The sequence below is a fragment of the Marinomonas pontica genome (genome assembly GCF_026191375.1).
Taxonomy (GTDB): Bacteria; Pseudomonadota; Gammaproteobacteria; order Pseudomonadales; family Marinomonadaceae; genus Marinomonas; species Marinomonas pontica.
The window spans coordinates 18,613-40,679 of the sequence record NZ_JAODTL010000043.1 but is presented as its reverse complement, the minus strand read 5'-3'; the positions used below and the strand labels follow the sequence as shown (position 1 = coordinate 40,679).

Sequence of the window (22,067 nt, the reverse complement as noted above, 5' to 3'; positions counted from 1 at the left end):
GTGGGTTTGTGATCGGTGACGAGGTCGTTCTCATTCCGGAAAGTGAGATATTGGGCGAGCGTGTTTCTCAGCATCGCCGACGGAATAAACACAACAACATCAGCGAGGACGCGATTATTCGCAACCTCACCGAACTGAGACTTAACGCCCCGGTTGTGCACATTGATCATGGCGTAGGTCGCTATTTAGGGCTCACCAACCTCGAAATAGACGGACAAGAAACCGAATTACTGACTCTCGGTTACGCGAATGACGCAAAACTGTATGTGCCCGTTTCGTCTTTGCAGCTTATTTCTCGCTACACAGGCGCAGATGAAGACACCGCTCCACTACACAAACTGGGTACCGACAAGTGGAGTGTCGCAAAACAAAAAGCCGCTGAAAAAGCCCGTGATACCGCCGCGGAACTATTAGAAATTTACGCTCAGCGAGAAGCCCGTGTGGGTTACGCTTTCGCCAAACCCGATGACCAATACGAATTGTTTGCTGCGGGCTTTCCATTTGAAGAAACCCCAGACCAGCAAATGGCCATTGATGCCGTAATGAAAGACATGTCTTCGAAAAAACCAATGGACCGCTTGGTGTGTGGTGACGTGGGGTTTGGTAAAACGGAAGTCGCCATGCGCGCCGCCTTCCTCGCCGTACAAGATGGCAAGCAAGTGGCAGTATTAGTGCCAACCACACTGCTGGCTCAGCAACATTATGAAAATTTTTGCGACAGATTTGCTGATTGGCCAGTTGAAGTCGAACTCTTGTCACGCTTTCGCTCCGGCAAACAATCTAACGCAGCAATTGACCGACTAGAATCTGGCAAAGCAGACATTGTTGTTGGCACTCACAAACTCATCCAAAGTGACGTCAAGTTCGCTAATTTAGGGCTGGTCATCATCGACGAAGAGCATCGCTTTGGCGTCAAACAAAAAGAGCAATTTAAAGCACTGAGAGCAGAAGTAGACATTCTCACCTTGACCGCCACCCCCATCCCAAGAACACTTAACATGTCACTGTCTGGCATTCGGGATTTGTCGATTATTGCCACACCGCCAGCGAAACGCCTGTCTGTAAAAACGTTCGTTAAGCAAAAAGACGAACACCAAATAAAAGAAGCCATTTTGCGGGAGCTGCATCGTGGAGGACAGGTTTACTACTTACACAATGAAGTTCAAACCATCCAAAAAGCGGCTGAAGAACTAGAAGAGTTGATCCCCGAAGCACGGGTCATTGTTGGCCATGGTCAGATGCGTGAGCGAGAGCTAGAGCAAGTCATGTCCGACTTTTACCACAAAAGAGCCAACGTGCTGGTCTGCTCTACTATTATAGAAACAGGCATCGACATACCAAATGCCAACACCATCATTATCGAACGTGCTGATAAGTTTGGCTTAGCCCAGCTGCATCAATTGCGGGGTCGAGTCGGCCGATCTCATCATCAAGCATACGCTTATCTGCTCACCCCAAACGACCGCAAAGTCACGGGAGATGCTGAGAAACGCCTAGAGGCCATTACATTAGCAGATACACTGGGCGCTGGTTTCACACTGGCCACTCACGATTTGGAGATTCGGGGAACAGGTGAGTTACTCGGTGACGGCCAAAGTGGGCACATTGAACACGTAGGCTTTTCACTGTTTATGGACATGTTAGACAGAGCCGTTAAATCGCTTAAAAATGGTGAGTCGCCCGACATCGACATCACTTCTCCAGCACAAACAGACATCAACCTGCGTGTCCCAGCATTGATCCCTGAAGACTACCTAGGCGATGTGCATTCACGATTGATCCTGTATAAACGCATAGCCAGCGCAAAGAGCAGCGAAGAATTAAAAGATCTTCAAGTCGAAATGATCGACCGCTTTGGCCTATTGCCTGATGCGACGAAAAACCTTTTCCGACAAACCGAGCTCAAGTTGAAAGCCGAAAGCTTAGGTATTAACAAAATTGAAGCCAACTCAAAAGAAGGTAAAATATTCTTTAGCGCGAAAACACCCGTTGATCCAATGAAACTCATAAAACTGATCCAAACCAAACCGGATCGTTATAAGTTAGTCGGATCAGACACATTGAAATTCCTAACACCAATGAACAGTGCCGAAGAGCGCTTCCAACAAACCACCATGACATTGGAACTATTACATTGAAATCTTTACTCACGATCGCCTTATCACTCTCCCTGATAAGTACCACACTTTTCGCAGAAGAAGAGCAAATAAACCCAGACACAGCCAGAGCCTACCAAGCTTATCTTGTGACATTCACCTGGCCTGAAAACCAATCGACTGAACAGGTCGATTACAAAAACGTCTTATCAACGAAGCAGTTGCTCAGACTGACAGACGAAGACGTGGCGGCAAACGACGCTTCTCAAGAGACTGACAACGCGGCACCATTTGGCAACATAGAGGAAAAGATTGGCAGACATGTGAACATCTTAGTAAACAAAAGCTGGACGTTGATTTTCAAATACCCCGGCGATCGAATTGAAAAAGAATTTTACAGCCAACAAACAAAAGACAACTACCCAGAGCTAACAGGCCATATCGCCATCAAATTGGGCCGTTATTTGGAATCAGACATACATTATCAACATTATTTATTTGATAGCTTCACCATTCCAGATTATGTACAAGCAGACTCACACAACACACTGTCAGAAATGAGTGCCTCACCATTTCAAGTAGCCAACACAAACACAGCACCTGAATTTAAAGAGTTTGAACCAGCGTTGGTACTAACCCTGAACCAAAGCAACAAAACCGCCAGCAAAAAGTAAATTATCTTGATCATCCAACCATTGGCACATTGCTGTATTTTGAGCCGATCGAACTGGAAGACGCGATCGAAAAAATCGCCCTACAAACAGTCGCCCCCGAAACGGGTGCAAGCTTGAATTACACAGAGTTAGAAAGCACCAACGAGCTATCTAACTAAACAGCCGTAGAGCTGGCCAGCTAAGAAATAAAAAATGGGAGATGCAAAGTACCTCCCATTTTTGTTGTATTCGACACTCTCATCTCATGGGAACTCGGATGAATTAATAGCCTCGAGTCTGAGTCAATCGACCAATCCACGACACGGCTTTTTGCTCCAATGCTGAGAAAAATGACAAGCCCAATCGCTCAGCCACTCCTTTCGGCTGCTGATAAACCACCTGTATGACTTCCGCAGCATCGTAATGCGAAACCAAATACGCATCACTTGTCATAACTTGATCTATCAGTTTATTTTCTAACGCTTCAGAGCCATACCATGTATCACCTGTTGCAATACCTTCAATATCAAGTTGCGGGCGCTGAGTGGACACAAAACGCTTAAACAACCCATGAGTGTCTTCCAAATCCTGCTTGAACTTCTCACGCCCTTCATCGGTATTCTCACCCAGCATCGTTAAGGTTCGCTTGTATTTACCTGCCGTATGCAACTCAACATCAATCAAACTTTTATCAAGCAATCGATGCACATTGGGGATTTGAGCAACCACACCAATAGAACCAAGAATTGCAAAAGGGGCTGCAATGATTTTATCGGCAACACTGGCCATCATATAACCACCACTGGCCGCCACTTTATCGACACAAATCGTCAACGGGATATTGGCCTCACGAATACGTTGCAACTGAGAAGCCGCCAAACCGTAACCATGCACTACACCGCCACCACTTTCTAATCGCACCACCACTTCATCTTGCGGCTTAGCAACACTCAAAACAGCGGTAATTTCTTCTCGCATTGACTCAACCGCAGAGGCTTTGATATCACCGTCAAAATCCAGAACATACAGTCGCTTCTTTGACTCTTCTTCAGGGTTGTTAGACGACTTTTCTGCGATTTTTTTCTGCTTTTTCCTTTTTCTTCTTTTCTTTCTCAATATTTTTAAGCGTCTTTTTGTCCAGTAACTGGCGATCAAGCTCCTCTTTCATGGCGTCATAACGCTCATTTAACTTAACCACCGACAAACTTCCTGGCTGGGATTTACGCTTCCCACTGGATAACATCACCAAAAGAAAACCAATCACCAAAGCCACACTCAAAAGCTTTAATAAAAAACCCGCGTAATCCGCTAAAAATTCCAATTTTTATTTCCCCTAAATAGTCATAAGCTCTAGGTATACTGGGGGTATTTTTGTAAATAACAATCTCTTTCAATGATATAACGCTATAGATACTGTTTTGTATTTGCCTTATTATCTGCACACTTTGAAAAGCCTTCCTAGTAAAAATAATTATAAGAAAGCTAACAAGATTTTTTTGATTGCCTCAATAAAGTAGAAAAATCCTGTTAATTTTTTTGCACATTTAAGTGCCTTTCTATAAAGGAGCAATCAATGACGCCGTCACTGTCCCAATCATTTGGAAGAAACTTCCTCGGTGCTTCGCCACTTTGGTACAAACAAATAATCCTAGCTTTTTTGATCATCAATCCTATCGTTTTGGTCGTATTAGGGCCATTCGTCGCAGGATGGCTATTAATTATTGAGTTTATTTTCACGCTGGCCATGGCTCTAAAGTGCTACCCCTTACAACCTGGCGGCTTGTTAGCTATTGAAGCCGTTGTACTTGGGCTTACCTCTCCAGAAGGGGTGTACAATGAAGTTTCTCATAACATTGAAGTTATTTTGCTTTTGATGTTCATGGTGGCCGGCATCTACTTTATGAAAGACATGCTGCTATTTATCTTTAATAAACTGCTTGTAAAAATTAAATCGAAAATCGTTATTTCGTTGATATTTAGCTTTTCTGCCGCCCTGCTCTCTGCCTTTCTAGACGCATTAACCGTCACAGCCGTACTTATTAGTGTTGGCGTCGGCTTTTATTCGGTGTATCACAAGGCCGCTTCCGGCCAAAGCTCCAATAAAAACCACGACCACGGAAAAGACGACTCCATCTTGCCGGTGAACACTGAGGACTTAAATGAGTTTCGTTCTTTTTTACGTGATCTTCTTATGCACGGAGCCGTTGGCACAGCACTTGGCGGTGTCGCAACCTTAGTTGGCGAACCACAAAACTTGCTCATTGCTAAAGTCGCAGGCTGGAACTTCGGTGAATTTTTTCTTCATGTAGCGCCTGTTTCGATACCGGTCCTAATTTGTGGACTACTAACCGTTATCGTTTTAGAGAAAACAGCTTGGTTTGACTACGGTGCACAGTTACCAGATACCGTTCGAGACATTCTAAATAATTTTGAAAAAGAGGAAAGCCAAAAACACACCAACAAAACAAAAGCACAGCTTATTGTTCAAGGTGTTGTCGCTATCGTCTTGATACTGTCCCTTGCTTTCCATGTTGCTGAAGTTGGTTTAGTCGGTTTGATGGTTATCGTCCTATTAACCTCATTCAATGGCATCATTGAAGAACATCGTATCGGTCACGCATTTGAAGAATCACTGCCTTTCACAGCGCTATTAGTGGTATTTTTCACTGTTGTATCCGTCATTCATTCTCAACATTTATTTCAACCAGTCATTGATGTTGTGCTGAATATGCCAACAGATAGCCAACCCCTTATGCTGTTTATCGCAAACGGACTGCTCTCTGCGATCAGTGATAATGTCTTCGTTGCAACGGTCTATATTAATGAAATCAAAGCCGCACTGGATTCAGGCGCCATAACTCGCGAGCATTTTGATACCTTAGCGGTCGCAGTGAATACCGGCACCAATCTACCAAGCGTAGCCACACCGAATGGACAGGCCGCGTTCCTATTTTTACTGACATCTGCCATCGCACCTTTATTGCGATTGTCTTATGGCAAAATGGTATGGATGGCTCTGCCTTACACAATAGTACTCAGTATTGTTGGTGGCCTTTGTGTGACGTACTTACTGTAGCCTCTTCCATAGGCACAAAAAAAGCCTTCATGTTATTTGAAGGCTTTTTAAATTTGGGTTACTCAACTTGTAAAATTGAGTACCTAATGTTTTATCCGCCACAACGATTGACCAGACTTTTTATCAATCAAATCCAAGCGTTCTTCATGGACTTTTAACTCTTCTTCGCTGGCTCTAATTACCTTTAAAGCAGGTCTGCTTGCAGCAAGACGACGTATTTTTTCCACATCACCTTCTTCTTTTGACTCAGACTCAGAACTGCTGGCCAAACCCAAGCTGGTTTGACCGCCCGTCATCAGCAAATACACATCCGCAAGGATTTCAGAGTCCAATAAAGCGCCGTGCAGCTCGCGGTGGGAGTTATCAATACCATAACGCTTACAAAGAATATCTAGGTTATTCTTTTGACCGGGGTGTTTTTTACGTGCGTACACCAAACTATCAAAGACCCCACAAACCTCGGCGGTTTTTGGGAAGCCACCAATACGAGCAAACTCGTGATCCATAAAGCCAATATCAAACGGGGCGTTATGAATGATCAGTTCAGCCCCTTTGATAAAATCAAAGAACTCTTGCGCAATTTCATGAAAACGCGGTTTATCCGCCAAAAATTCATTACTGATTCCGTGTACTCGGAATGCTTCTTCTTCGACTTCTCGGTCTGGGTTGATGTAAACATGAAAGTGACGCTTCGTTAATTTACGTCCGATCATCTCCACACAACCTATCTCGATTATACGATGACCTTGCTTCGGATCGATGCCCGTTGTTTCCGTATCAAGAACAACCTGTCTCATGATGCCGCCCTTAATTGATCAATGCCTTGGTTTGCCAATTGGTCGGCAATTTCATTGCCCTCTATCCCAGCATGACCTTTTACCCACTTCCAAGTAACGTCATGATATTGGCATTGCTCATCCAAGGCTTGCCAAAGGTCTTTATTCTTAACCGGCTGCTTAGAAGCCGTCATCCAGCCCTTTCGCTTCCAACCCGCCAGCCATTCGGTAATGCCTTTTTGAACATAGGAGGAGTCCGTGTAAAGTGTGACGGAGCACTTTTCTTTCAATGCACGCAACCCTTCAATGGCCCCCATCAACTCCATACGATTATTGGTTGTGTCTTGCTCACCACCACACAATCGTTTCTCATGCTCACCAAAGGTCAGCCAAGCGCCCCAACCACCAATGCCAGGGTTTCCTTGCACGCACCGTCTGTGTACATTACAACCTTTTTCACTCTTTCATCTCTTTTACTGTTGGCTTCGATAATGGCGGCACTCGAACTCGAGCCCCAGACCAACGAGGTTTCAATGGAATAAAACGCCTTACCTGTTTAGTCGCGGTCATTACATATACCCCACTAAATGGCAGCTTCAACGGCCTTAGCATTTTATCAATCCAATTAAATCGAGACCGCCACTTACCACTTTGCAATGGCGGCTCGTAATAAATAAAGCGTTTTGTATCTAACGTCAGTCCGGCTACTTTTAACCAGTCCTCAAGTCGTTGATGCGCAATAAACTGACCGCACCAAGGCGCTTTTACTTTTTTCTAAACAGGCGGCACAGCCCCCACAAACTCCAAGGGTTAAAACCAATAATAATGAGTTTACCGCTTGGCAATAACGTTCTTGTTGCTTCTCTCAAGTCATCATGAGGTGTAGCAGAAATATCAAGGGTGTGATGAAAAATATGCACATCCACGCCATCCGCTTCGAAAGGCAGCTCACTCGCCCTAGCAACCACAGTATGGCTAGGCGCACCAAATTCCAGTACTGGCGCAATGATAATACTTTCTCTAAGGCGATGATTTTGTAATGGAAGATCCTTGAGTGGCGACTGTGTGACTAAGTAATATCCCACGGCTGAGTCAAGCTCAGCAACAAGCTCTTTTCGCTCCTGCTCTAAGACACTCTCACCCAAGTCTGTTTTATACCAATTTTGAAAAAATTGTCTTGATTGATCATCCAACATACAATGAATTCTCTATTTATAACGGCATGACGATGTATTTATTTTTAAGCACGCCATACGAAATATAACAACCTATACAAAGTTGACAACCTATGACCATCTTTCCGCTTCCTGCTTTTCAAGACAATTATATCTGGATAGTCCAAGATAAAGATAGTTCAGACATCTGGGCAGTAGACCCAGGCGATGCCAATGTCGTTTTGGATTTTTGCACCCAGCACAGCGCAACACTAACAGGCATTTTGATTACACATCACCACAAAGATCATACTGGTGGCGTTGCGGTATTAAAACACCATACAAACTGCCCAGTTTACGGCCCCAGCCACCTGAAAGAGCTGGTGACACATCCCGTGATAGATGGAGACAAAATCACCGTATTTTCAAATGACTTTCAAGTCATCGCAACCCCCGGGCACACGCTAGACCATTTATGTTATTTTTCAGAAGGCGATCAGCCTGTATTATTTAGTGGTGATACCTTATTCAAAGGGGGTTGCGGAAGGATAATGGAAGGCACGCCAGAGCAGATGCTCAACGCCATGCAAAAGATAGCTAATCTTCCCGATCACACCTACATTTACGCAACTCACGAGTACACTTTAGCCAATTATCGTTTTGCCCTTTCTCTAGAACCAGAAAACAAACCTTTAATTCAAAGTAACCTGACTAGCCATACACAGCGCACGAATAACGAACCAACACTGCCTACCACACTGCATCTCGAGAAAAAAACCAACCCGTTTTTAAGAACCCACATCGAGTCACTTAAAAACCATGCAGCACAACAACTTAACGAGATTCCAGCCAATGATTACGTCGCGGCATTCAGTCAGGTAAGGCGTGCCAAAGATAGTTTTAGTTGACCTCTCTCGTCACACCTTTAAAATGTCCAAACTTTACTCAAATTTGTGGCCTACATGATATATAAAATTTTCTGGATTTGTCTTGCCAGCCTAGCCCTAAGCGCATGTCAAACCACCTCAAAATTAGAAAAAAACGACGCTCCTATTGAATCTATAGAATCGGCTGACGACACAGACATCGTTGAGGCTGACACAGAACAACTTGGCTTTATTGATACCGTTCCTCCTGTAAACAGCGCAGAAGAAGAAATACTTCCAGAAGAAGAACCTGTCGTTGCTGTCACCAAGCCTAAAGCGCCAGCAGACATTTGGGAAAGAATTCGTGCCGGATATCAACTTAACCTAGATATTGACCGTCCACGTCTGTCATCACAACTTCGCTGGTTCAGCTCCCATCCATCGTATTTGGATCGAGTGTCTAAACGAGGGGAACGTTACCTTTACTATATTGTAGATGAACTAGAAAAAGCCGGTATTCCTACCGAAATAGCCTTGTTACCTATCGTAGAAAGTGGTTTTGATCCATTTGGCTACAGTCACGGGCGCGCTTCGGGTCCGTGGCAGTTCATTCCGTCAACCGGTCAAATGTATGGCCTCGACCAAACATGGTGGTATGACGGACGCAGAGACATCATTGGCTCAACTCAAGCGGCTATTGCCTACTTAACGCGACTTAATAAAATGTTTGATGGTAACTGGCTGCACGCCCTTGCCTCGTACAATTCCGGCGAAGGCACCGTTTTAAGAGCCATCAGAAAGAATAAAAAAGCAGGTAAACCAACCGATTTCTGGTCATTGGATCTACCAAAAGAAACGCGTGCTTATGTACCCAAGCTGATTGCGTTAGCTAAAATCATCAAGAACCCAGAGAAGTACAACTATTCGACCTATTTCATTCCTAATAAGCCGTATTTTGATGTCGTCAATATTGGCGGGCAGCTCGATTTAGCGCAAGCAGCAGACATGGCTGAAATAAGCATCGATGAAGTGTACTTGTTGAACCCTGGGTTTAACCAATGGGCGACATCACCAGATGGCCCTCATCGCTTATTAATGCCAATTTCTAAAGCCAAGCAATTTAGAACAAAATTGGCTGAGATTCCAAGTAATGAGCGCGTCACCTGGGTTCGATACACCGTTAAAGCCGGCGACAACTTATTGCTAGTGGCAAAGCAGCACAATACAACCGTCAACGTTCTTCAGGATGTAAATAAGATTTCCTCCACCATGATACGAGTTGGCCAAGAACTTATGATTCCTGTGGCGGGCAATAAAATTGAAAGCTACACGCTAAGCTCGCATCAACGATTGCTCGCGAAACAGTCTCGCGCACCAAATCGCAATCGAATAAAAATCAACTACACCGTGAATGCGGGAGACAGTTTATGGTTGATCTCCAATAAATACGGCACGGACAGCAAAACGCTGGCTCGCTGGAACAATATGGGATTAGCCGACCCATTGATGCCAGGCAAAAAATTAGTTGTGTGGTTAGAGCCAAAACCTTCTGAAAGCAGCACTCGCAGCGTCATGAAAAAAGTGGTCTATACCATTCGTTCAGGCGAATCCCTTGCGGTGGTGGCCAATAAATTCAAAGTATCCATCAATGACATTAAAGATTGGAACCCTAAAGTTGGCAGTCAAAAATATGTTCAACCAGGCGATAAAGTCACACTCTTAGTCAACGTGGTTGGTGGTTAACAATCACCTTCACAGACACAATCGCACACAAAAAAGGGCTGATCAATCAGCCCTTTTTTTACAATTATATTTGACCTAATCAATCATTCGTATCGGCAAAGATACGCCGTGGTTTCTTCCACTTTTAACTGAAAAGATTGATTGGCTTCCACAATAAACGTATCGCCTTTCACAAATGTCTTCCATTCACTTTGATCTGGCAGTTTAACCGTCAGCGCACCCGACACGACCGTCATGTACTCTCTCTGACTTGTGCCAAACTCATAGTCGCCAATAGACATGACACCAACAGTCGATGTGCCTTCAGCATTGTCTAGCGCAATGGATTTTACTTTTTCATCAAAATAGCTGTTTACGGTTAACGCTGCACTCATATATAAACTCTCATTTTCGTTATAAATTTCGGTACAATATCAAGTTTGATCAATCCGTTATTACGTATTCTACTGAGTCTTATTACCTGCCATTTGTTCGATGATCCACTCTTTAAAAGCCAACATGGCGGAGGTCACAGAGCGGCGTTTTTCGTAAACAAGGTAAAAAGATCGGTTGGTGATTAAATGCTGATCAAAAAGCACTTTTAACGTTCCGGCTTCAATTTCCGGCATAATCAATTCTGGGTCGGTAAGCGATATGCCCAAGCCTTGGGCCGCAGCTCCTGCCGTTAACGAGCCGCTTGAAAACATCAGTCCTCGACGAAACAGTTTCGGATCAAGATCATGCTGCTGAAGCCAATCATGCCACTCATCCTTTCGTTTGGTGACATGAAGCAATGGATAAAAGCGCATGTCTTCTGGCTTAACAATAGGCTGTTCAGGCTTAATCAATCTAGGATTACAAACAGGAGCAAGACGTGCAGGTCGTAAATAATGCGCCTCAACATCCTCCCAATCGCCACTACCAAAGTAAACGGCCATATCAATATCATTGGCCGAAAAGTCGATCAAACCAGTAGACGAGCTAATCTCAATTTGAATGTCAGGATAGCGATCTTGGAAACTCTCCATTCTCGGCATCAACCAACGCGTTAGGAATGCAGGCGCCACAGCCAATCGCAAAGAACCGCTTTTTTGTTTGCTCTTTAACTCCGATGTGGCGCTTTCTAATTGCTCGAAAATGCTTTTAATTGGCTTTAAGTATGACTCCCCTGCGTCCGTTAATATCACTTTTCGCTTAGTGCGTCGAAACAACTCAAGGCCAAGAAAACTTTCCAAGCCTTTGATTTGATGACTGATTGCGGAAGGTGTTACAGACAATTCTTTGGCTGCTTTGTTGAAACTGCCATGTCGAGCAGCAGATTCGAAACACTTCAATGAATTTAACGGGGGCAAACGATTAATAAGCTCATCTCCAATAGATAAGAAAGATTAACCAATAACGTGAATATGACTTATCTGTCAATTAATAAATCATATCTTCTAAAAAATCGTCCAATATTAACCTGCTACTCGTCTTCATCGCCCAAGTCGACGGCAGATGTATTACGCTTAGCAGGCAACTTGAAGGCGTCAAAACCGTCTTGCTGATTATCATGGAAACGTGCTTTAGCAGCCGATTTTTTCGGTGATTTCTTCTGTGACTTCGGCGCTGTTTTTGCCTTAGGTTTATTGTTAATGGCGCGAGCAGGCTTTGGCGGCACCAGCCCTTTAAATTTCGCCTCAAAACCGTCTATCACCTCAATCGAAAACGTTTTTTGCAAGTACGCTTCAATGGCTTTAAAGTTTACCCAGTCCTTTGGACCAACCAATGAATAAGCATCACCTTTAAACCCGGCACGACCAGTTCGCCCAGTTCTATGGACAAACTCTTCCGCTTGCTTAGGCAGATCGAAGTTAAACACATGCGAAACACTAGCAATGTCCAAACCGCGTGATGCCACATCGGTACTGACCAAAACATCAAACTGACCTTTTGCAAAACTCTCCATCGTTTTATTACGCGCGCTTTGCGATAGATTACCGTTTAATGCCTGAGTACTCAGCCCCCAGCTTGCAATGATTTCAGACAAACGTACCGTGTCACTTTTCGTTGCAGTAAACACAATCGCCTGCTTGATCGTTTGCCCTACTAACAAATGCTTCAAAAGCGCTTCTTTATGATCTAAATGGTCACATAAAAACACATGTTGGGAAATATCAGTGTGCTCGTCAAAGCCTTGACCAACCGCCACACGAGAAGGCTCTCTTAGCAGTTCATTGGCAATCGCGCTCACATCGGTATTGTCTAATGTCGCAGAAAAGAACAGCGTCTGACGTTGGCGGTGATTAGCGGCATCATTGATGGCTCGCATCGCATCCGCAAAGCCTAGATCCAACATGCGATCAGCTTCGTCCAAAATAAGCAACTCAAGCCCCTCTAAGAACACATGACGTTGCTTTAGATGGTCAACTAAACGTCCTGGTGTCGCGACGATAAAATGAGGGTCTTTTTGCAGCGACTTATGTTGGTCGTTAAAATTTTCCCCACCCTGAATAAGGATGGAAGTAAAACGACTGGACGCCAGCAAAAGTCGCAACTGACCATAGACTTGTTTTGCCAACTCGCGAGTTGGTACTAAAATCACCACACGAGGATCACGTTTAGACAACGCTTTTTTCTTGTAAACGCGGTGCAGAGCAGGCAAAAGATAAGCGAGTGTTTTTCCAGATCCAGTTTTTGACGACGCCAATAAATCACGCCCGGCCATCGCTTCAGGAATAGCGCGAGCTTGAATTTCCGTCGCCACATCAAACCCTAAATGACCGATAGACGTTAAAATACGATTATCAAAACCAAATTCTTTGAATAACAAACAAATACCCCTTTAAAACAAAAATACGGCACAAACAAAACGTTGCGTTTAATCTACTTATTATAACCTAGGAGCGTGAAAATTCGTTATTCATCTTTCATTAAAAGGTAGCTTTTACCGGCACTAATAAGGCCAATACCCTCGCCCTCTGATGTTTTTACCGGTTCAAGATACTCAGCAAGATCATAAAAGACATTTCTACCCACCAACGCCTTCATTCCGTAACGCATTGAGACATAGGGACGCTCTTCATTCTGAAAAAACGCCATCCACAAATCACAACCAACACCCAACACCAGGCGGTCGTCTGTATGAGTAACAAATTCAATAGCCTTACCCAGCTCACTGTCGACCCACTGCCAACCAACCACCAAAAAAGGCGCATCTTCAACCTGAACTCGAACCTTTTCAACCGGCGTTACTAAAAAGTACTCGCCCTTTTCAAACCACAAAATACGGCTAAACATAGTTACCATCGCCGGGCGTTTTATTTTGCCACCTTCATGAATCCATTCACCATTTGCCTTTATGACAAGATCCATGTCACCACAAAATGGCGGCGTCCATGTATGCACAGGAGGCAAACTGGCCGTCGTTTCTGGTAAACCTTTTAAATCCATCATGATTATTTCCTCCTCTTTATGATGAGTCCGAGCTCGCAGGCCACCGCGTTGATACCTAACAGAATTAACTTACCTCACACCAACTACAATATTATTCAATTTGAGGGCAAAGCCTTGAATGCATTTCACTGTTAGAATAGCCACAACAAACAATGTGACAGAGCCAACAATTCTCTGTCCTCTTTACCTTATTCAGAAGTGTGACATTATGAAATCGGAATTAGCAACTAAGTTTCAAGACCCAAGCCGTGGCGTCTACTTCATCGGCACAACACCGCCAAAATCTTCTTTAGAAGAAGAACAATTAAGCCTAGTAAGCCAGAAGCTGATTGAACGTCTTAATAACATCGAAGTAGACGGTTTAATTGTCTACGACATACAAGACGAAACAAGCCGTATTGACAAGCCTCGCCCGTTTCCATTCATGGAAACTCACGACCCACGCGCATGGTCAAAACGCCTTCATCAGCAATCAGATAAGCCGGTCATTACATACAAATCCGTCTCATCACGCAGCTCTGAGGAGTTTTCTGGCTGGTTAACCGAAGCGTGGGAACAGTATGGCATTCGTGATTTGGTGTTGGTTGGCTCACCCTCTTCAAATGGTGATATTAAACTGCCGTTACCACAAGCTTATGAAACGCTAAAAGCATCACCGCACGACTTCAACCTTGGTGGCGTTACCATTGCTGAGCGTCATGCCAAAAAAGGCGACGAACATGTACGCCTATTGAAAAAATCTGAGTCAGGATGCGAATTTTTTATTTCTCAGGCTGTTTACAACCATCAAGCCACGGCGGATCTAATCAGCCGCTACGCAAGAACATGCAAAGAAAAAGGCGAAGCACCAAAACGTATTATTTTGACGTTCACCCCATGTGGAAGTGCAAAAACACTTGAATTCATGGAATGGTTAGGAATTTCAGTACCAGACGCAACCAAACACCGTATTTTAGATGCTTCTGCACCATTGGAAGAATCTATTAAAATCTGTCGAAACGCGCTAGAACAAATTATCGAAACAGCGTTACCACTTGGCGTTCCTCTTGGCTTGAATATCGAAAGCTTAACCAATAGAAAAGAAGAAATTGACGCCTCAATTCAGCTATACAAACTGCTCAAGGCGACATTAGACCTTAAATTAGCAGAACAATCCCTGGCTAAATAAGCTCATCTAACTTTGATAACACTGAATCAATCTGAATGTGTTGCATGGCCTTAGGGTCATGCACTCTGGTTGACCAAGGCAATTCTGAGACTGGCTTTTGGTATTCCTCTTCTGCCAATACTCCGTAAACACTGACCACCTTATCCAAGTCTCGGTACGGACCTGTGCGCTGCGGATTTGAATGTGCATACAAACCAACCACAGGCGTTCCAACCAAAGTGGCCATATGCGCCGGCCCTGTATCTGGCGAAACCACTAATTCCGCCCCTTTTAGCACCGATAGCATACTGTTTAACGGCGTTTTGCCAACCAAATTAATCACTTCGTCGCCTCTATCGCCGATAACCACCTCAGCAAAGTGTTGCTCGTCGCGCGATGGCCCTCCTGTTATGACAGGACAAATCTCTTTGTTTAAAAACCAGTCTAATACGGCCTGATAACCTTCAACCGTCCAATTTCGCTCCGCTTTAGAAGCCGACGGGTTGATCACCACATAACGGTTGGGTAGACCCAAATCTTGTTTAGGAAGCACCAACTCACAGGGTAAAGACGGCTCATGGACATCAAGCACACTTCCGATAGACAAAAAGGAGTCCAATACATGATCACCTTTTGGCTCTGGAGCAAATTCATTCACAAACCAATGCTGCTTTTCACGCGAATGCGACAGCGCAAAGCCTACTCGCCTCTTCGCCCGGATCATACGGGTTACTAGACTTGCCCTAATAGACCATTGCATGTGCAACAACACATCAAATACGCGTCCTTTTAGCTGAGAACGCAACGCCAACAAACCTGTAAAACCGGTTTTTTTATCGTATTCAACAACCTCAACACCATCAAGCAGACGGACTAGGTTCGCCTCCAAAGGCGATGTTACCCAAGTAACACACATGGCAGGGTGCCGTTTCATTATAGATTGAACCACAGCCATGGCATGACACACATCCCCCAGCGCAGATAAGCGAACGACGGCCAAATGTTGAATATTCTCTTGCTGCATATCTTCCTCTAGGGCTGCTTAAACTCGGCAAGTATTATAGAATAGTCGCTCTAGAATGTGTCCAAATTTATAGGCACACCCCAAATTGGCATTAGAGAGCAAACACGTCGCAAACTATGCCGAATTAAAGACTACGACAAAGCGAGCAACATGCCACAAACCATCAACATATCGCCAAGCACCGTATTACTAACAAGCGATCCCGCCTTACAGATCTCAGAAAGTTGGTTTGATCCTACATTTTGGCAGTCTAAGAATGCGCTTGCAGGCACCGGAAATGGACGTGGTGAAGTATGGTTCATCAACAGTGAATTTGGTCGCTTTGTGCTCCGTCGATACCGAAGAGGCGGACTGATCGCCAAATTCAATAAAAGTCGCTTTTTATTTACTGGGAAAAGCAACTCCCGCCCGTGGTTAGAGCTCAGCTTATTAGAAAAGATGAATGCGCTGAACCTGCCTGTGCCTCGGCCAATTGGAGGGCTATACTCTGTATCAACCGGTTTCTATCAGGCTCAGCTTTTAACAGAAACCATCGACGATGCAAAAGATCTCTTCGACATAATAAAGAGCGATCAACAAGAACACGTTAATTGGCAAGCCATTGGAAGCGTCATCAAACGCTTTCATGAGAATGGCATTTACCATTCCGACCTAAACTGCCATAACATCATGATAGACAAACAAAATAAAATTTGGGTAATCGATTTTGACAAATGTGAGCAGAGAACCCAGCAAGATGAATGGATGCAATCCAATATAGACCGTTTAAAACGCTCACTCGACAAAGAATCCAATAAACATTCAAATTTTCGCGTATCAGAAAAGCAATGGCTGGCTTTTTTGGAGGGATACCATGGCTAAACAAAGCACTCTCGATAAAAATATTTCTCACTTTTTGGGCCCAAAGCATTGGCCTACATGGATCGGCATAGGTATCGCCTATTTACTCAGCTTCCTTCCTTGGTTTGGTCAAAAATGGCTTGGCAACCTTTTAGGCAGCGTGCACTACGCACTCAGTTCAAACCGCAAAAATATCTGCCATGTAAATTTAAAGATTTGCTTTCCAGACATGACCGATAAAGAAAGAACCAAACTGGCTAAGGCGCATTTCAAAAGCATGGGCATTGGCGTATTTGAAATGTTTGCAACTTGGTTTCAAGACAGAAACAACACCGCCTCAAAAGTCGCGTTTAACGACCAAGATGTCATTGAAAAAGCCCTCAGCAAAGGAAAAGGCTGCATCATTATTGGCGCGCACTTTTCTTCAATAGATCTTTGCGGTACACACATGGCGCAATACATTGACGTCCACCCTATTTATAAGCTCCAACGAAACCCTGTTATAAACTGGGTCATGGAGCGCCAGCGCCAAGCTATTTTTTCGAAAACGATTGAACGCAGCAACGTTCGAGAAGTCATGAAATCACTAAAACAAAATAAAGCTGTGTGGTACGCCGTTGACCAAGATTACGGCCGCAAAAACTCAGTTTTCGCCCCATTTTATGGGCGTGACTGCGCAACTATTTCACACATCAGCCGGTTAGCCAAAACAACCCAAGCGGCAATATTGCTGTATGACTATGGTCGAACTGAAAAAGGCTATTTTCTTTCTCTAACTGAATTAGAAGATTATCCATCCGGCGACGAAGTCACTGACGCTACCACTATTAATGCACTGATTGAGTCTCAAATTAATAGCAAAAAAGAGCAATATTTTTGGTCTCACCGACGCTTCAAAACCCAAGTGGTCCCCGGCACACCAAGCCCTTATTCAAAATAAAGAAAAGCCACTGAAAGACAAACTTTCAGTGGCTTAATCTCCGCCATCCTAGCCTATACTAAGTCATCCCCTAAGAGACACTGTCTCGAACTTCAGCCATCAATCGCAATGATGTCAGCCGAGCATCCGCATTATGAACCGGCATAGAAATGATTAGCTCATCGACTTTTGTTGATTCAATGAAGCTAGACAACTGAAACGCCACAGACTCTTTAGATCCAACCATAGCGTATTGCAGCATGTGTTCAACCATGTGCTTTTCACTGGGCGTCCAAATGCCGTCCATCGTATCCACGGGTTTGGCAAATGGGCGGTTTCGATTACGTCGCAAATTCACAAACTGCTGTTGAGCGGAAGTAAATAAATAACGTGCTTCCTCATCCGTATCCGCCACAACGGCCATTACGCCAGCCATGGTGTGAGGCTGAGGACATTGATCAGAAGGCTTGAAGTTTCGACGATACAGGGTAAGCGCTTGAATCAATTGATCTGGCGCAAAATGGGAAGCAAATGAATAAGGCAAACCAAATTCAGCCGCGACTTGGGCGCTGTATAAGCTAGAGCCCAACATCCATAGCGGAACGTGCGTGCCTCGACCAGGAACAGCCAAGACACCTCGCTCCTCATCGCCCAATAAGCGCTGAAGCTCTAAAACATCATCAGGATAACTGTCAACGGAGGCATCCATATTGCGACGCAACGCTCTTGCCGTTTGCATATCCGTACCGGGCGCTCGACCCAACCCTAAATCAATACGATTTGGGTATAATTCGGCCAAAGTGCCAAACTGCTCAGCAATGACCAAAGGCGAATGATTTGGCAGCATAACACCACCCGAACCAATACGTATCTTTGATGTTGCGGCACCAAGATGAGACAACACAACGGACGTGGCAGAACTTGCCACACCGGCCATACCATGATGTTCAGCAAGCCAAAAACGAGCGTAATTATGCTCTTCTGCAGCCATCACCATTCTACGGCTCATTGCCAAAGATTCAGCAACCGAATGACCATCAGCCACCGGCGCTAAATCGAGAATCGAAAGTGGGATCATAAATTTACCTATCTATAAATACTATGCCTACTATTTGGGACTTCTCTCTATCACTGCAAGCCCGCAATCATGCAGAAAATGCAGAAGCGCTCACCCGCCTTTAAAAGACGAGAGTAGTTTTTATCTGTTTTCCAAACGGTTGTAGTCCAAAATCCCACTTTCTCTTGGCCGATCTAGTTTATTCAGGTTAGCAATAGCATCACTGACAAACCAAAAATTAGGATGCGTTCTGCGAATCCCAAAGCTATCAAGTAACGCTGAATAATCGGCTCGTGTTTTAAGAGCCGCCACTTGGTTTGCCCAATCCGACAATTCAGACACTTCCACCTGCATTAAGACATTCGGATAGTCTCCAAGCACGCCTTTAGCCAAGGTCACCCCATCTTCGTTCGGCAACCCTGCCGCTTCTTCATCCAGTAAACTGGAGATATTCGCATGTGCTTTATTGTGTATCAGACTAATCACTTCCAAGGGATTGCCTTGCTGTGTTACCAATATCGTAGCCACATCAGGCAAATACACCAATCCACCACCACGCACCGTTTGCAAATGATGCAAAGCGTTTATTTGTTCAGCAGGTAGCTTACTCTGATCCAAATCATAACCATGATTCAACACGGCCGTCAGCTTACTTCTAAGCTTTTCATATAACTCTGATTGGTGATCACCCGTTGTGTATGTCACTTCTGACTGTCGATCGACCTTAATGTAATCACTGAATATGTAATCTTTAATGGTCTGATTGGCGTCTCGATACCAATACTTGCGTATAGCCTCTCGGTCTTCTTTTGGCAAGAAAAGAAGAAAGTTCATCTCACCTTCCATTCTCAGAAAATCCATGTACAAACGCGTGACCAACTGATGCCCAACATTTCCATACACATCGAAGCCAGCCACCAACAAATAATGAATTCTCTCCAATAACGGATAATCGATCACCCACGCGGTTTTCGGCTGCTGCCCAACCATCCCTTGAACCACGGACGCGTTGTCAAAATGGCGAAAAATAGTCAACGCGGCATTATCATTTTCCCCATCCCCATCCCAAATCAATTTTAGATTGAGCGGTGTCTTACCCGAATCGGCCTCTATTAACGCCGCCTTAGCAGACAAATAGGATTTTTGTTGCTCTGAGAAAATAACCCATGACGCCAGCGGCAAGGTATTACTAGATCCAACCGCAGGCAAGTCCAAATTCTGCACCTGAGTCTCTAAATAGTCAGTTGACCCTTTACCATACAGCGCTTCAGGGTCAATAAAGTAAACCCAAAACTGCTCATTAATCACATTCACTGCCACTTGACCACGACACACTGGCCCTTTAATAAACGCCATGATGGTCTTCTGAGAATGGTCTAATAAAAAGCGATATCGCGCATGGGCGGGTATTTCCCGAAACGCTTTAAATGGATTCGTGGCCACTTCTGGTTCATAGCCTGGGTCTCTGGTTACGTCATACTGTTCATCGTAAAAATACGATGTCCAGCGAGCGTATCTCGCTTCATCCAGTTGCAAAGGAATATGGTTTTTTTGAACCTTCACTTCAGGGTCTAACCACAAACGATAGTAAACGTGATCCACTCCCGGAGCGTCATACGGACGTCGTGTTGCGATCCGGTCAATGGGTTCCCCCGGCGGAGTTTTAGAACGCACCAACTGAAAACGATACTGTTCACCCCCATCTAAATACAGACTGTATAAATAAAGGTGTTCATAAATATAACGGGAGACAAGTTGCGTTTTTAAGTCGTCACCATTTAAACGCGACTCCCATAACGCCACCTTGTCTTGCATTGCACTAGGCATCTGTGCCATTGCTGGCATTTTTCCACCTTTTGCCAGCCAGCGGGTCAGCACATCGTACTCTTCCGTATTCAAAGCAGGAAGACCGTATGGCATCCCCCATTTTGGGTAATCTTGTTCAAATTGCTTGTATTCTTCGATACTGACGCACTGCTGATCACGAGCCAAAGAAAAGTCATAATCCTCAGACAAAACAGGCTGATCAAAAGCGCCTTGCTTGGCTCGCAATGCTATCGCTCGATACAACAAACTGCCTTGCAAATTGGCAGCGGGAGATTGCTCTCTTTCATTCAATACCGGGTGGAAGCCCTTAGATCGCCACTCTTCAGTGCTTTTGGCATCGATAAACAATCGTGTCGGGGACGAAGCCAACAAACGAGTTCCATCATAAACCAGTTCTTTGGAGCCCCCTCTTTCTATTCCACCCGCTGCGGTAAACTTCAGCTGACAGGGGGCGTCATAACAGCATGACAAGAAACACAACGGCTGTCCAAAATGGGTTTAACTTGGTCATTATAAAACGCGGCGTCTTCATTGCTGACAGCAACAACACGATTGGTTGTATTTTGTTCGCCGAATACCGAATCAAACTGATGTGTGGCATAAGCCGCACAGCCAGAAACCAAAGTAAGCAGACAAACAAACGTCAGCCATCGAGACATAAAAAAGATCCTCTTTTTTTATTTCATCTTTCTGTTAGAACGCAACATCGCAAAAGCAAGACAGAACGCAATACGGCATTATTAAAATATTCATTTATTTCATCAGCAGCAGGCACAAAATAAAAAACGCCTTAACGGCGCTTTTTATTTCAGCATTTTACACACAAACCAACACGCTATGGCTTTTTACTCGTCGTCTACAATGCCGTCATCAGGATACTCATCCGACAATTCATAAGCATCATCACCCATATCGTCATTGGCCATTAATAGAGCTTCTTCATAAGCCCCACCAAATTCAATGCGAGTGATATCATAAAGATCGTATTCAAAGGTTTCATCAAACCAGCGCGCATCCGAACCAATTTCTTCTAATTCGTATGTCACTGCGTCAGCACGAATGACGCGTCCGATTTCACAGCTGTCTGGCTCAATCTCTTCGCGATGAAGGGTAACAAGACCAAATTCTTCACTAATATCGATCAGCAGAACTGCCAAGTCATCGAGTTCTACTTCAGGATCAACAACTTCTTCGCCACGAAGTGACAACACTTTTTTCTGGAAATCATTAAAGGGAGCAGGATGAGCAAAGTCGCTGATGTCTTCCAAAAACAGGATCTGATAACCATTCAGACGAACACTGTCATCCACCAATTGGAGCAAAACCATTTCTTCATTGGCATCCACAACAAAACCGTCGGTCCAGCTATCTGGTCCGTCCAACTCTTCACGAAAAATGCGAACGACATTGTTTCGAGTGCGGGCTTTTTCCAATTCGATGAGCATATCGGCTCCCTAAAAAACGTAAAAAAATAA

At 44.4% G+C, this 22,067-nt stretch carries 21 protein-coding genes and 1 pseudogene; 8 read left to right on the top strand and 14 right to left on the bottom strand.

All coding sequences use genetic code 11. The annotated features are described in order from the left end of the window. Nucleotides 1-8 precede the first annotated feature (8 nt). The gene (gene mfd, locus N5P32_RS11445; protein ID WP_409371101.1) at nt 9-2,138 is read left to right on the top strand and encodes a transcription-repair coupling factor; all 2,130 of its coding nucleotides are present in this window, start codon (nt 9-11) and stop codon (nt 2,136-2,138) included. Beyond that, on the top strand, nt 2,135-2,770 hold the full coding sequence (locus N5P32_RS11440; RefSeq protein WP_265729193.1) for a hypothetical protein: 636 nt from the start codon (nt 2,135-2,137) through the stop codon (nt 2,768-2,770). The genes mfd and N5P32_RS11440 overlap by 4 nt, the downstream gene beginning before the upstream one ends. A 261-nt stretch (nt 2,771-3,031) precedes the next feature. Here the strand turns inward: N5P32_RS11440 and sohB are convergent, their stop codons facing one another. Together sohB and N5P32_RS11430 are read right to left on the bottom strand one after the other, a co-directional pair. Continuing rightward, nucleotides 3,032-3,865 carry a protease SohB gene (gene sohB, locus N5P32_RS11435; RefSeq protein ID WP_265729192.1) on the bottom strand — a complete coding sequence of 278 codons (834 nt, stop codon included), beginning with the start codon at nt 3,863-3,865 and terminating at the stop codon, nt 3,032-3,034. Then, nucleotides 3,807-4,070 (bottom strand): hypothetical protein, encoded by a 264-nt coding sequence (locus N5P32_RS11430; protein WP_265729191.1) that lies wholly within the window; start codon nt 4,068-4,070, stop codon nt 3,807-3,809. Before N5P32_RS11430 ends, sohB begins: the two co-directional genes overlap by 59 nt. Nucleotides 4,071-4,322: 252 nt before the next feature. On the opposite strand from N5P32_RS11430, the gene nhaB reads away from it, so the two are divergent. Beyond that, on the top strand, nt 4,323-5,825 hold the full coding sequence (gene nhaB / locus N5P32_RS11425) for a sodium/proton antiporter NhaB (RefSeq protein ID WP_265729190.1): 1,503 nt from the start codon (nt 4,323-4,325) through the stop codon (nt 5,823-5,825). An 83-nt stretch (nt 5,826-5,908) separates the two neighbouring features. Here the strand turns inward: nhaB and dnaQ are convergent, their stop codons facing one another. The 3 genes and pseudogenes from dnaQ to N5P32_RS11410 form a co-directional block, all read right to left on the bottom strand. Next, on the bottom strand, nt 5,909-6,622 hold the full coding sequence (gene dnaQ, locus N5P32_RS11420) for a DNA polymerase III subunit epsilon (protein WP_265729189.1): 714 nt from the start codon (nt 6,620-6,622) through the stop codon (nt 5,909-5,911). After that, a pseudogene (gene rnhA, locus N5P32_RS11415) lies at nt 6,619-7,046 on the bottom strand (ribonuclease HI). Before rnhA ends, dnaQ begins: the two are co-directional and overlap by 4 nt. Before the next feature lie 319 nt (nt 7,047-7,365). Continuing rightward, nucleotides 7,366-7,797, bottom strand: coding sequence for a class I SAM-dependent methyltransferase (locus N5P32_RS11410; protein ID WP_265729188.1), 432 nt, complete (start codon nt 7,795-7,797; stop codon nt 7,366-7,368). A 92-nt stretch (nt 7,798-7,889) separates the two neighbouring features. Here N5P32_RS11410 and gloB point away from each other — a divergent pair, with 92 nt between their 5' ends. After that, nucleotides 7,890-8,663: a hydroxyacylglutathione hydrolase gene (gene gloB / locus N5P32_RS11405; RefSeq protein WP_265729187.1), complete on the top strand. Its 774-nt coding sequence runs from the start codon at nt 7,890-7,892 to the stop codon at nt 8,661-8,663. A gap of 54 nt (nt 8,664-8,717) precedes the next feature. Beyond that, a complete protein-coding gene (locus N5P32_RS11400; RefSeq protein WP_265729186.1) occupies nt 8,718-10,364 on the top strand; it encodes a lytic transglycosylase in 1,647 nt (548 codons plus the stop codon). Nucleotides 10,365-10,447: 83 nt separating this feature from the next. Here the strand turns inward: N5P32_RS11400 and ppnP are convergent, their stop codons facing one another. The 4 genes from ppnP to N5P32_RS11380 form a co-directional block, all read right to left on the bottom strand. After that, nucleotides 10,448-10,738, bottom strand: coding sequence for a pyrimidine/purine nucleoside phosphorylase (ppnP, locus tag N5P32_RS11395; protein ID WP_265729185.1), 291 nt, complete (start codon nt 10,736-10,738; stop codon nt 10,448-10,450). A gap of 69 nt (nt 10,739-10,807) precedes the next feature. Then, the gene (gene gcvA / locus N5P32_RS11390) at nt 10,808-11,704 is read right to left on the bottom strand and encodes a transcriptional regulator GcvA (protein ID WP_265729269.1); all 897 of its coding nucleotides are present in this window, start codon (nt 11,702-11,704) and stop codon (nt 10,808-10,810) included. A gap of 104 nt (nt 11,705-11,808) precedes the next feature. Then, entirely contained in the window at nt 11,809-13,155 is a 1,347-nt protein-coding gene (locus tag N5P32_RS11385) for a DEAD/DEAH box helicase (RefSeq protein ID WP_265729184.1), read from the bottom strand. 86 nt (nt 13,156-13,241) lie between these two features. Continuing rightward, on the bottom strand, nt 13,242-13,778 hold the full coding sequence (locus N5P32_RS11380; RefSeq protein ID WP_265729183.1) for a DUF1285 domain-containing protein: 537 nt from the start codon (nt 13,776-13,778) through the stop codon (nt 13,242-13,244). 208 nt (nt 13,779-13,986) lie between these two features. Between N5P32_RS11380 and N5P32_RS11375 the strand changes: the two genes are divergently transcribed. Further along, on the top strand, nt 13,987-14,946 hold the full coding sequence (locus tag N5P32_RS11375; protein ID WP_265729182.1) for a methylenetetrahydrofolate reductase: 960 nt from the start codon (nt 13,987-13,989) through the stop codon (nt 14,944-14,946). Here N5P32_RS11375 and N5P32_RS11370 read toward each other — a convergent pair. Then, nucleotides 14,939-15,949, bottom strand: a complete 1,011-nt coding sequence (locus N5P32_RS11370) for a glycosyltransferase family 9 protein (protein WP_265729181.1) — start codon at nt 15,947-15,949, stop codon at nt 14,939-14,941. The two genes, N5P32_RS11375 and N5P32_RS11370, sit on opposite strands and share 8 nt — an antisense overlap. A 57-nt stretch (nt 15,950-16,006) precedes the next feature. On the opposite strand from N5P32_RS11370, the gene N5P32_RS11365 reads away from it, so the two are divergent. Next, nucleotides 16,007-16,810, top strand: a complete 804-nt coding sequence (locus N5P32_RS11365) for a 3-deoxy-D-manno-octulosonic acid kinase (protein WP_265729180.1) — start codon at nt 16,007-16,009, stop codon at nt 16,808-16,810. After that, entirely contained in the window at nt 16,803-17,729 is a 927-nt protein-coding gene (locus N5P32_RS11360; RefSeq protein WP_265729179.1) for a lysophospholipid acyltransferase family protein, read from the top strand. Before N5P32_RS11365 ends, N5P32_RS11360 begins: the two co-directional genes overlap by 8 nt. 70 nt (nt 17,730-17,799) lie before the next feature. Here the strand turns inward: N5P32_RS11360 and N5P32_RS11355 are convergent, their stop codons facing one another. From N5P32_RS11355 to N5P32_RS11340, 4 genes are all read right to left on the bottom strand, one after another. Further along, on the bottom strand, nt 17,800-18,786 hold the full coding sequence (locus N5P32_RS11355) for an LLM class flavin-dependent oxidoreductase (RefSeq protein WP_265729178.1): 987 nt from the start codon (nt 18,784-18,786) through the stop codon (nt 17,800-17,802). A 120-nt stretch (nt 18,787-18,906) separates the two neighbouring features. Next, nucleotides 18,907-20,964, bottom strand: coding sequence for a fatty acid cis/trans isomerase (locus tag N5P32_RS11350; protein WP_265729177.1), 2,058 nt, complete (start codon nt 20,962-20,964; stop codon nt 18,907-18,909). A 65-nt stretch (nt 20,965-21,029) separates the two neighbouring features. Continuing rightward, complete coding sequence (locus N5P32_RS11345) at nt 21,030-21,251, bottom strand: hypothetical protein (protein ID WP_265729176.1); 222 nt, start codon at nt 21,249-21,251, stop codon at nt 21,030-21,032. 186 nt (nt 21,252-21,437) lie between these two features. Continuing rightward, nucleotides 21,438-22,037 (bottom strand): hypothetical protein, encoded by a 600-nt coding sequence (locus N5P32_RS11340; RefSeq protein ID WP_265729175.1) that lies wholly within the window; start codon nt 22,035-22,037, stop codon nt 21,438-21,440. Between the last annotated feature and the right edge of the window lie 30 nt (nt 22,038-22,067).

What these genes read in the sequence shown, in the direction of transcription:
- nhaB (WP_265729190.1), top strand. Translation starts at nt 4,323, where the DNA reads ATGACGCCGTCACTGTCCCAATCATTTGGAAGAAACTTCCTCGGTGCT.
- dnaQ (WP_265729189.1), bottom strand. Translation starts at nt 6,622, where the DNA reads ATGAGACAGGTTGTTCTTGATACGGAAACAACGGGCATCGATCCGAAG.
- N5P32_RS11410 (WP_265729188.1), bottom strand. Translation starts at nt 7,797, where the DNA reads ATGTTGGATGATCAATCAAGACAATTTTTTCAAAATTGGTATAAAACA.
- gloB (WP_265729187.1), top strand. Translation starts at nt 7,890, where the DNA reads ATGACCATCTTTCCGCTTCCTGCTTTTCAAGACAATTATATCTGGATA.
- N5P32_RS11400 (WP_265729186.1), top strand. Translation starts at nt 8,718, where the DNA reads ATGATATATAAAATTTTCTGGATTTGTCTTGCCAGCCTAGCCCTAAGC.
- ppnP (WP_265729185.1), bottom strand. Translation starts at nt 10,738, where the DNA reads ATGAGTGCAGCGTTAACCGTAAACAGCTATTTTGATGAAAAAGTAAAA.
- N5P32_RS11380 (WP_265729183.1), bottom strand. Translation starts at nt 13,778, where the DNA reads ATGATGGATTTAAAAGGTTTACCAGAAACGACGGCCAGTTTGCCTCCT.
- N5P32_RS11375 (WP_265729182.1), top strand. Translation starts at nt 13,987, where the DNA reads ATGAAATCGGAATTAGCAACTAAGTTTCAAGACCCAAGCCGTGGCGTC.
- N5P32_RS11370 (WP_265729181.1), bottom strand. Translation starts at nt 15,949, where the DNA reads ATGCAGCAAGAGAATATTCAACATTTGGCCGTCGTTCGCTTATCTGCG.
- N5P32_RS11360 (WP_265729179.1), top strand. Translation starts at nt 16,803, where the DNA reads ATGGCTAAACAAAGCACTCTCGATAAAAATATTTCTCACTTTTTGGGC.
- N5P32_RS11355 (WP_265729178.1), bottom strand. Translation starts at nt 18,786, where the DNA reads ATGATCCCACTTTCGATTCTCGATTTAGCGCCGGTGGCTGATGGTCAT.
- N5P32_RS11345 (WP_265729176.1), bottom strand. Translation starts at nt 21,251, where the DNA reads ATGTCTCGATGGCTGACGTTTGTTTGTCTGCTTACTTTGGTTTCTGGC.
- N5P32_RS11340 (WP_265729175.1), bottom strand. Translation starts at nt 22,037, where the DNA reads ATGCTCATCGAATTGGAAAAAGCCCGCACTCGAAACAATGTCGTTCGC.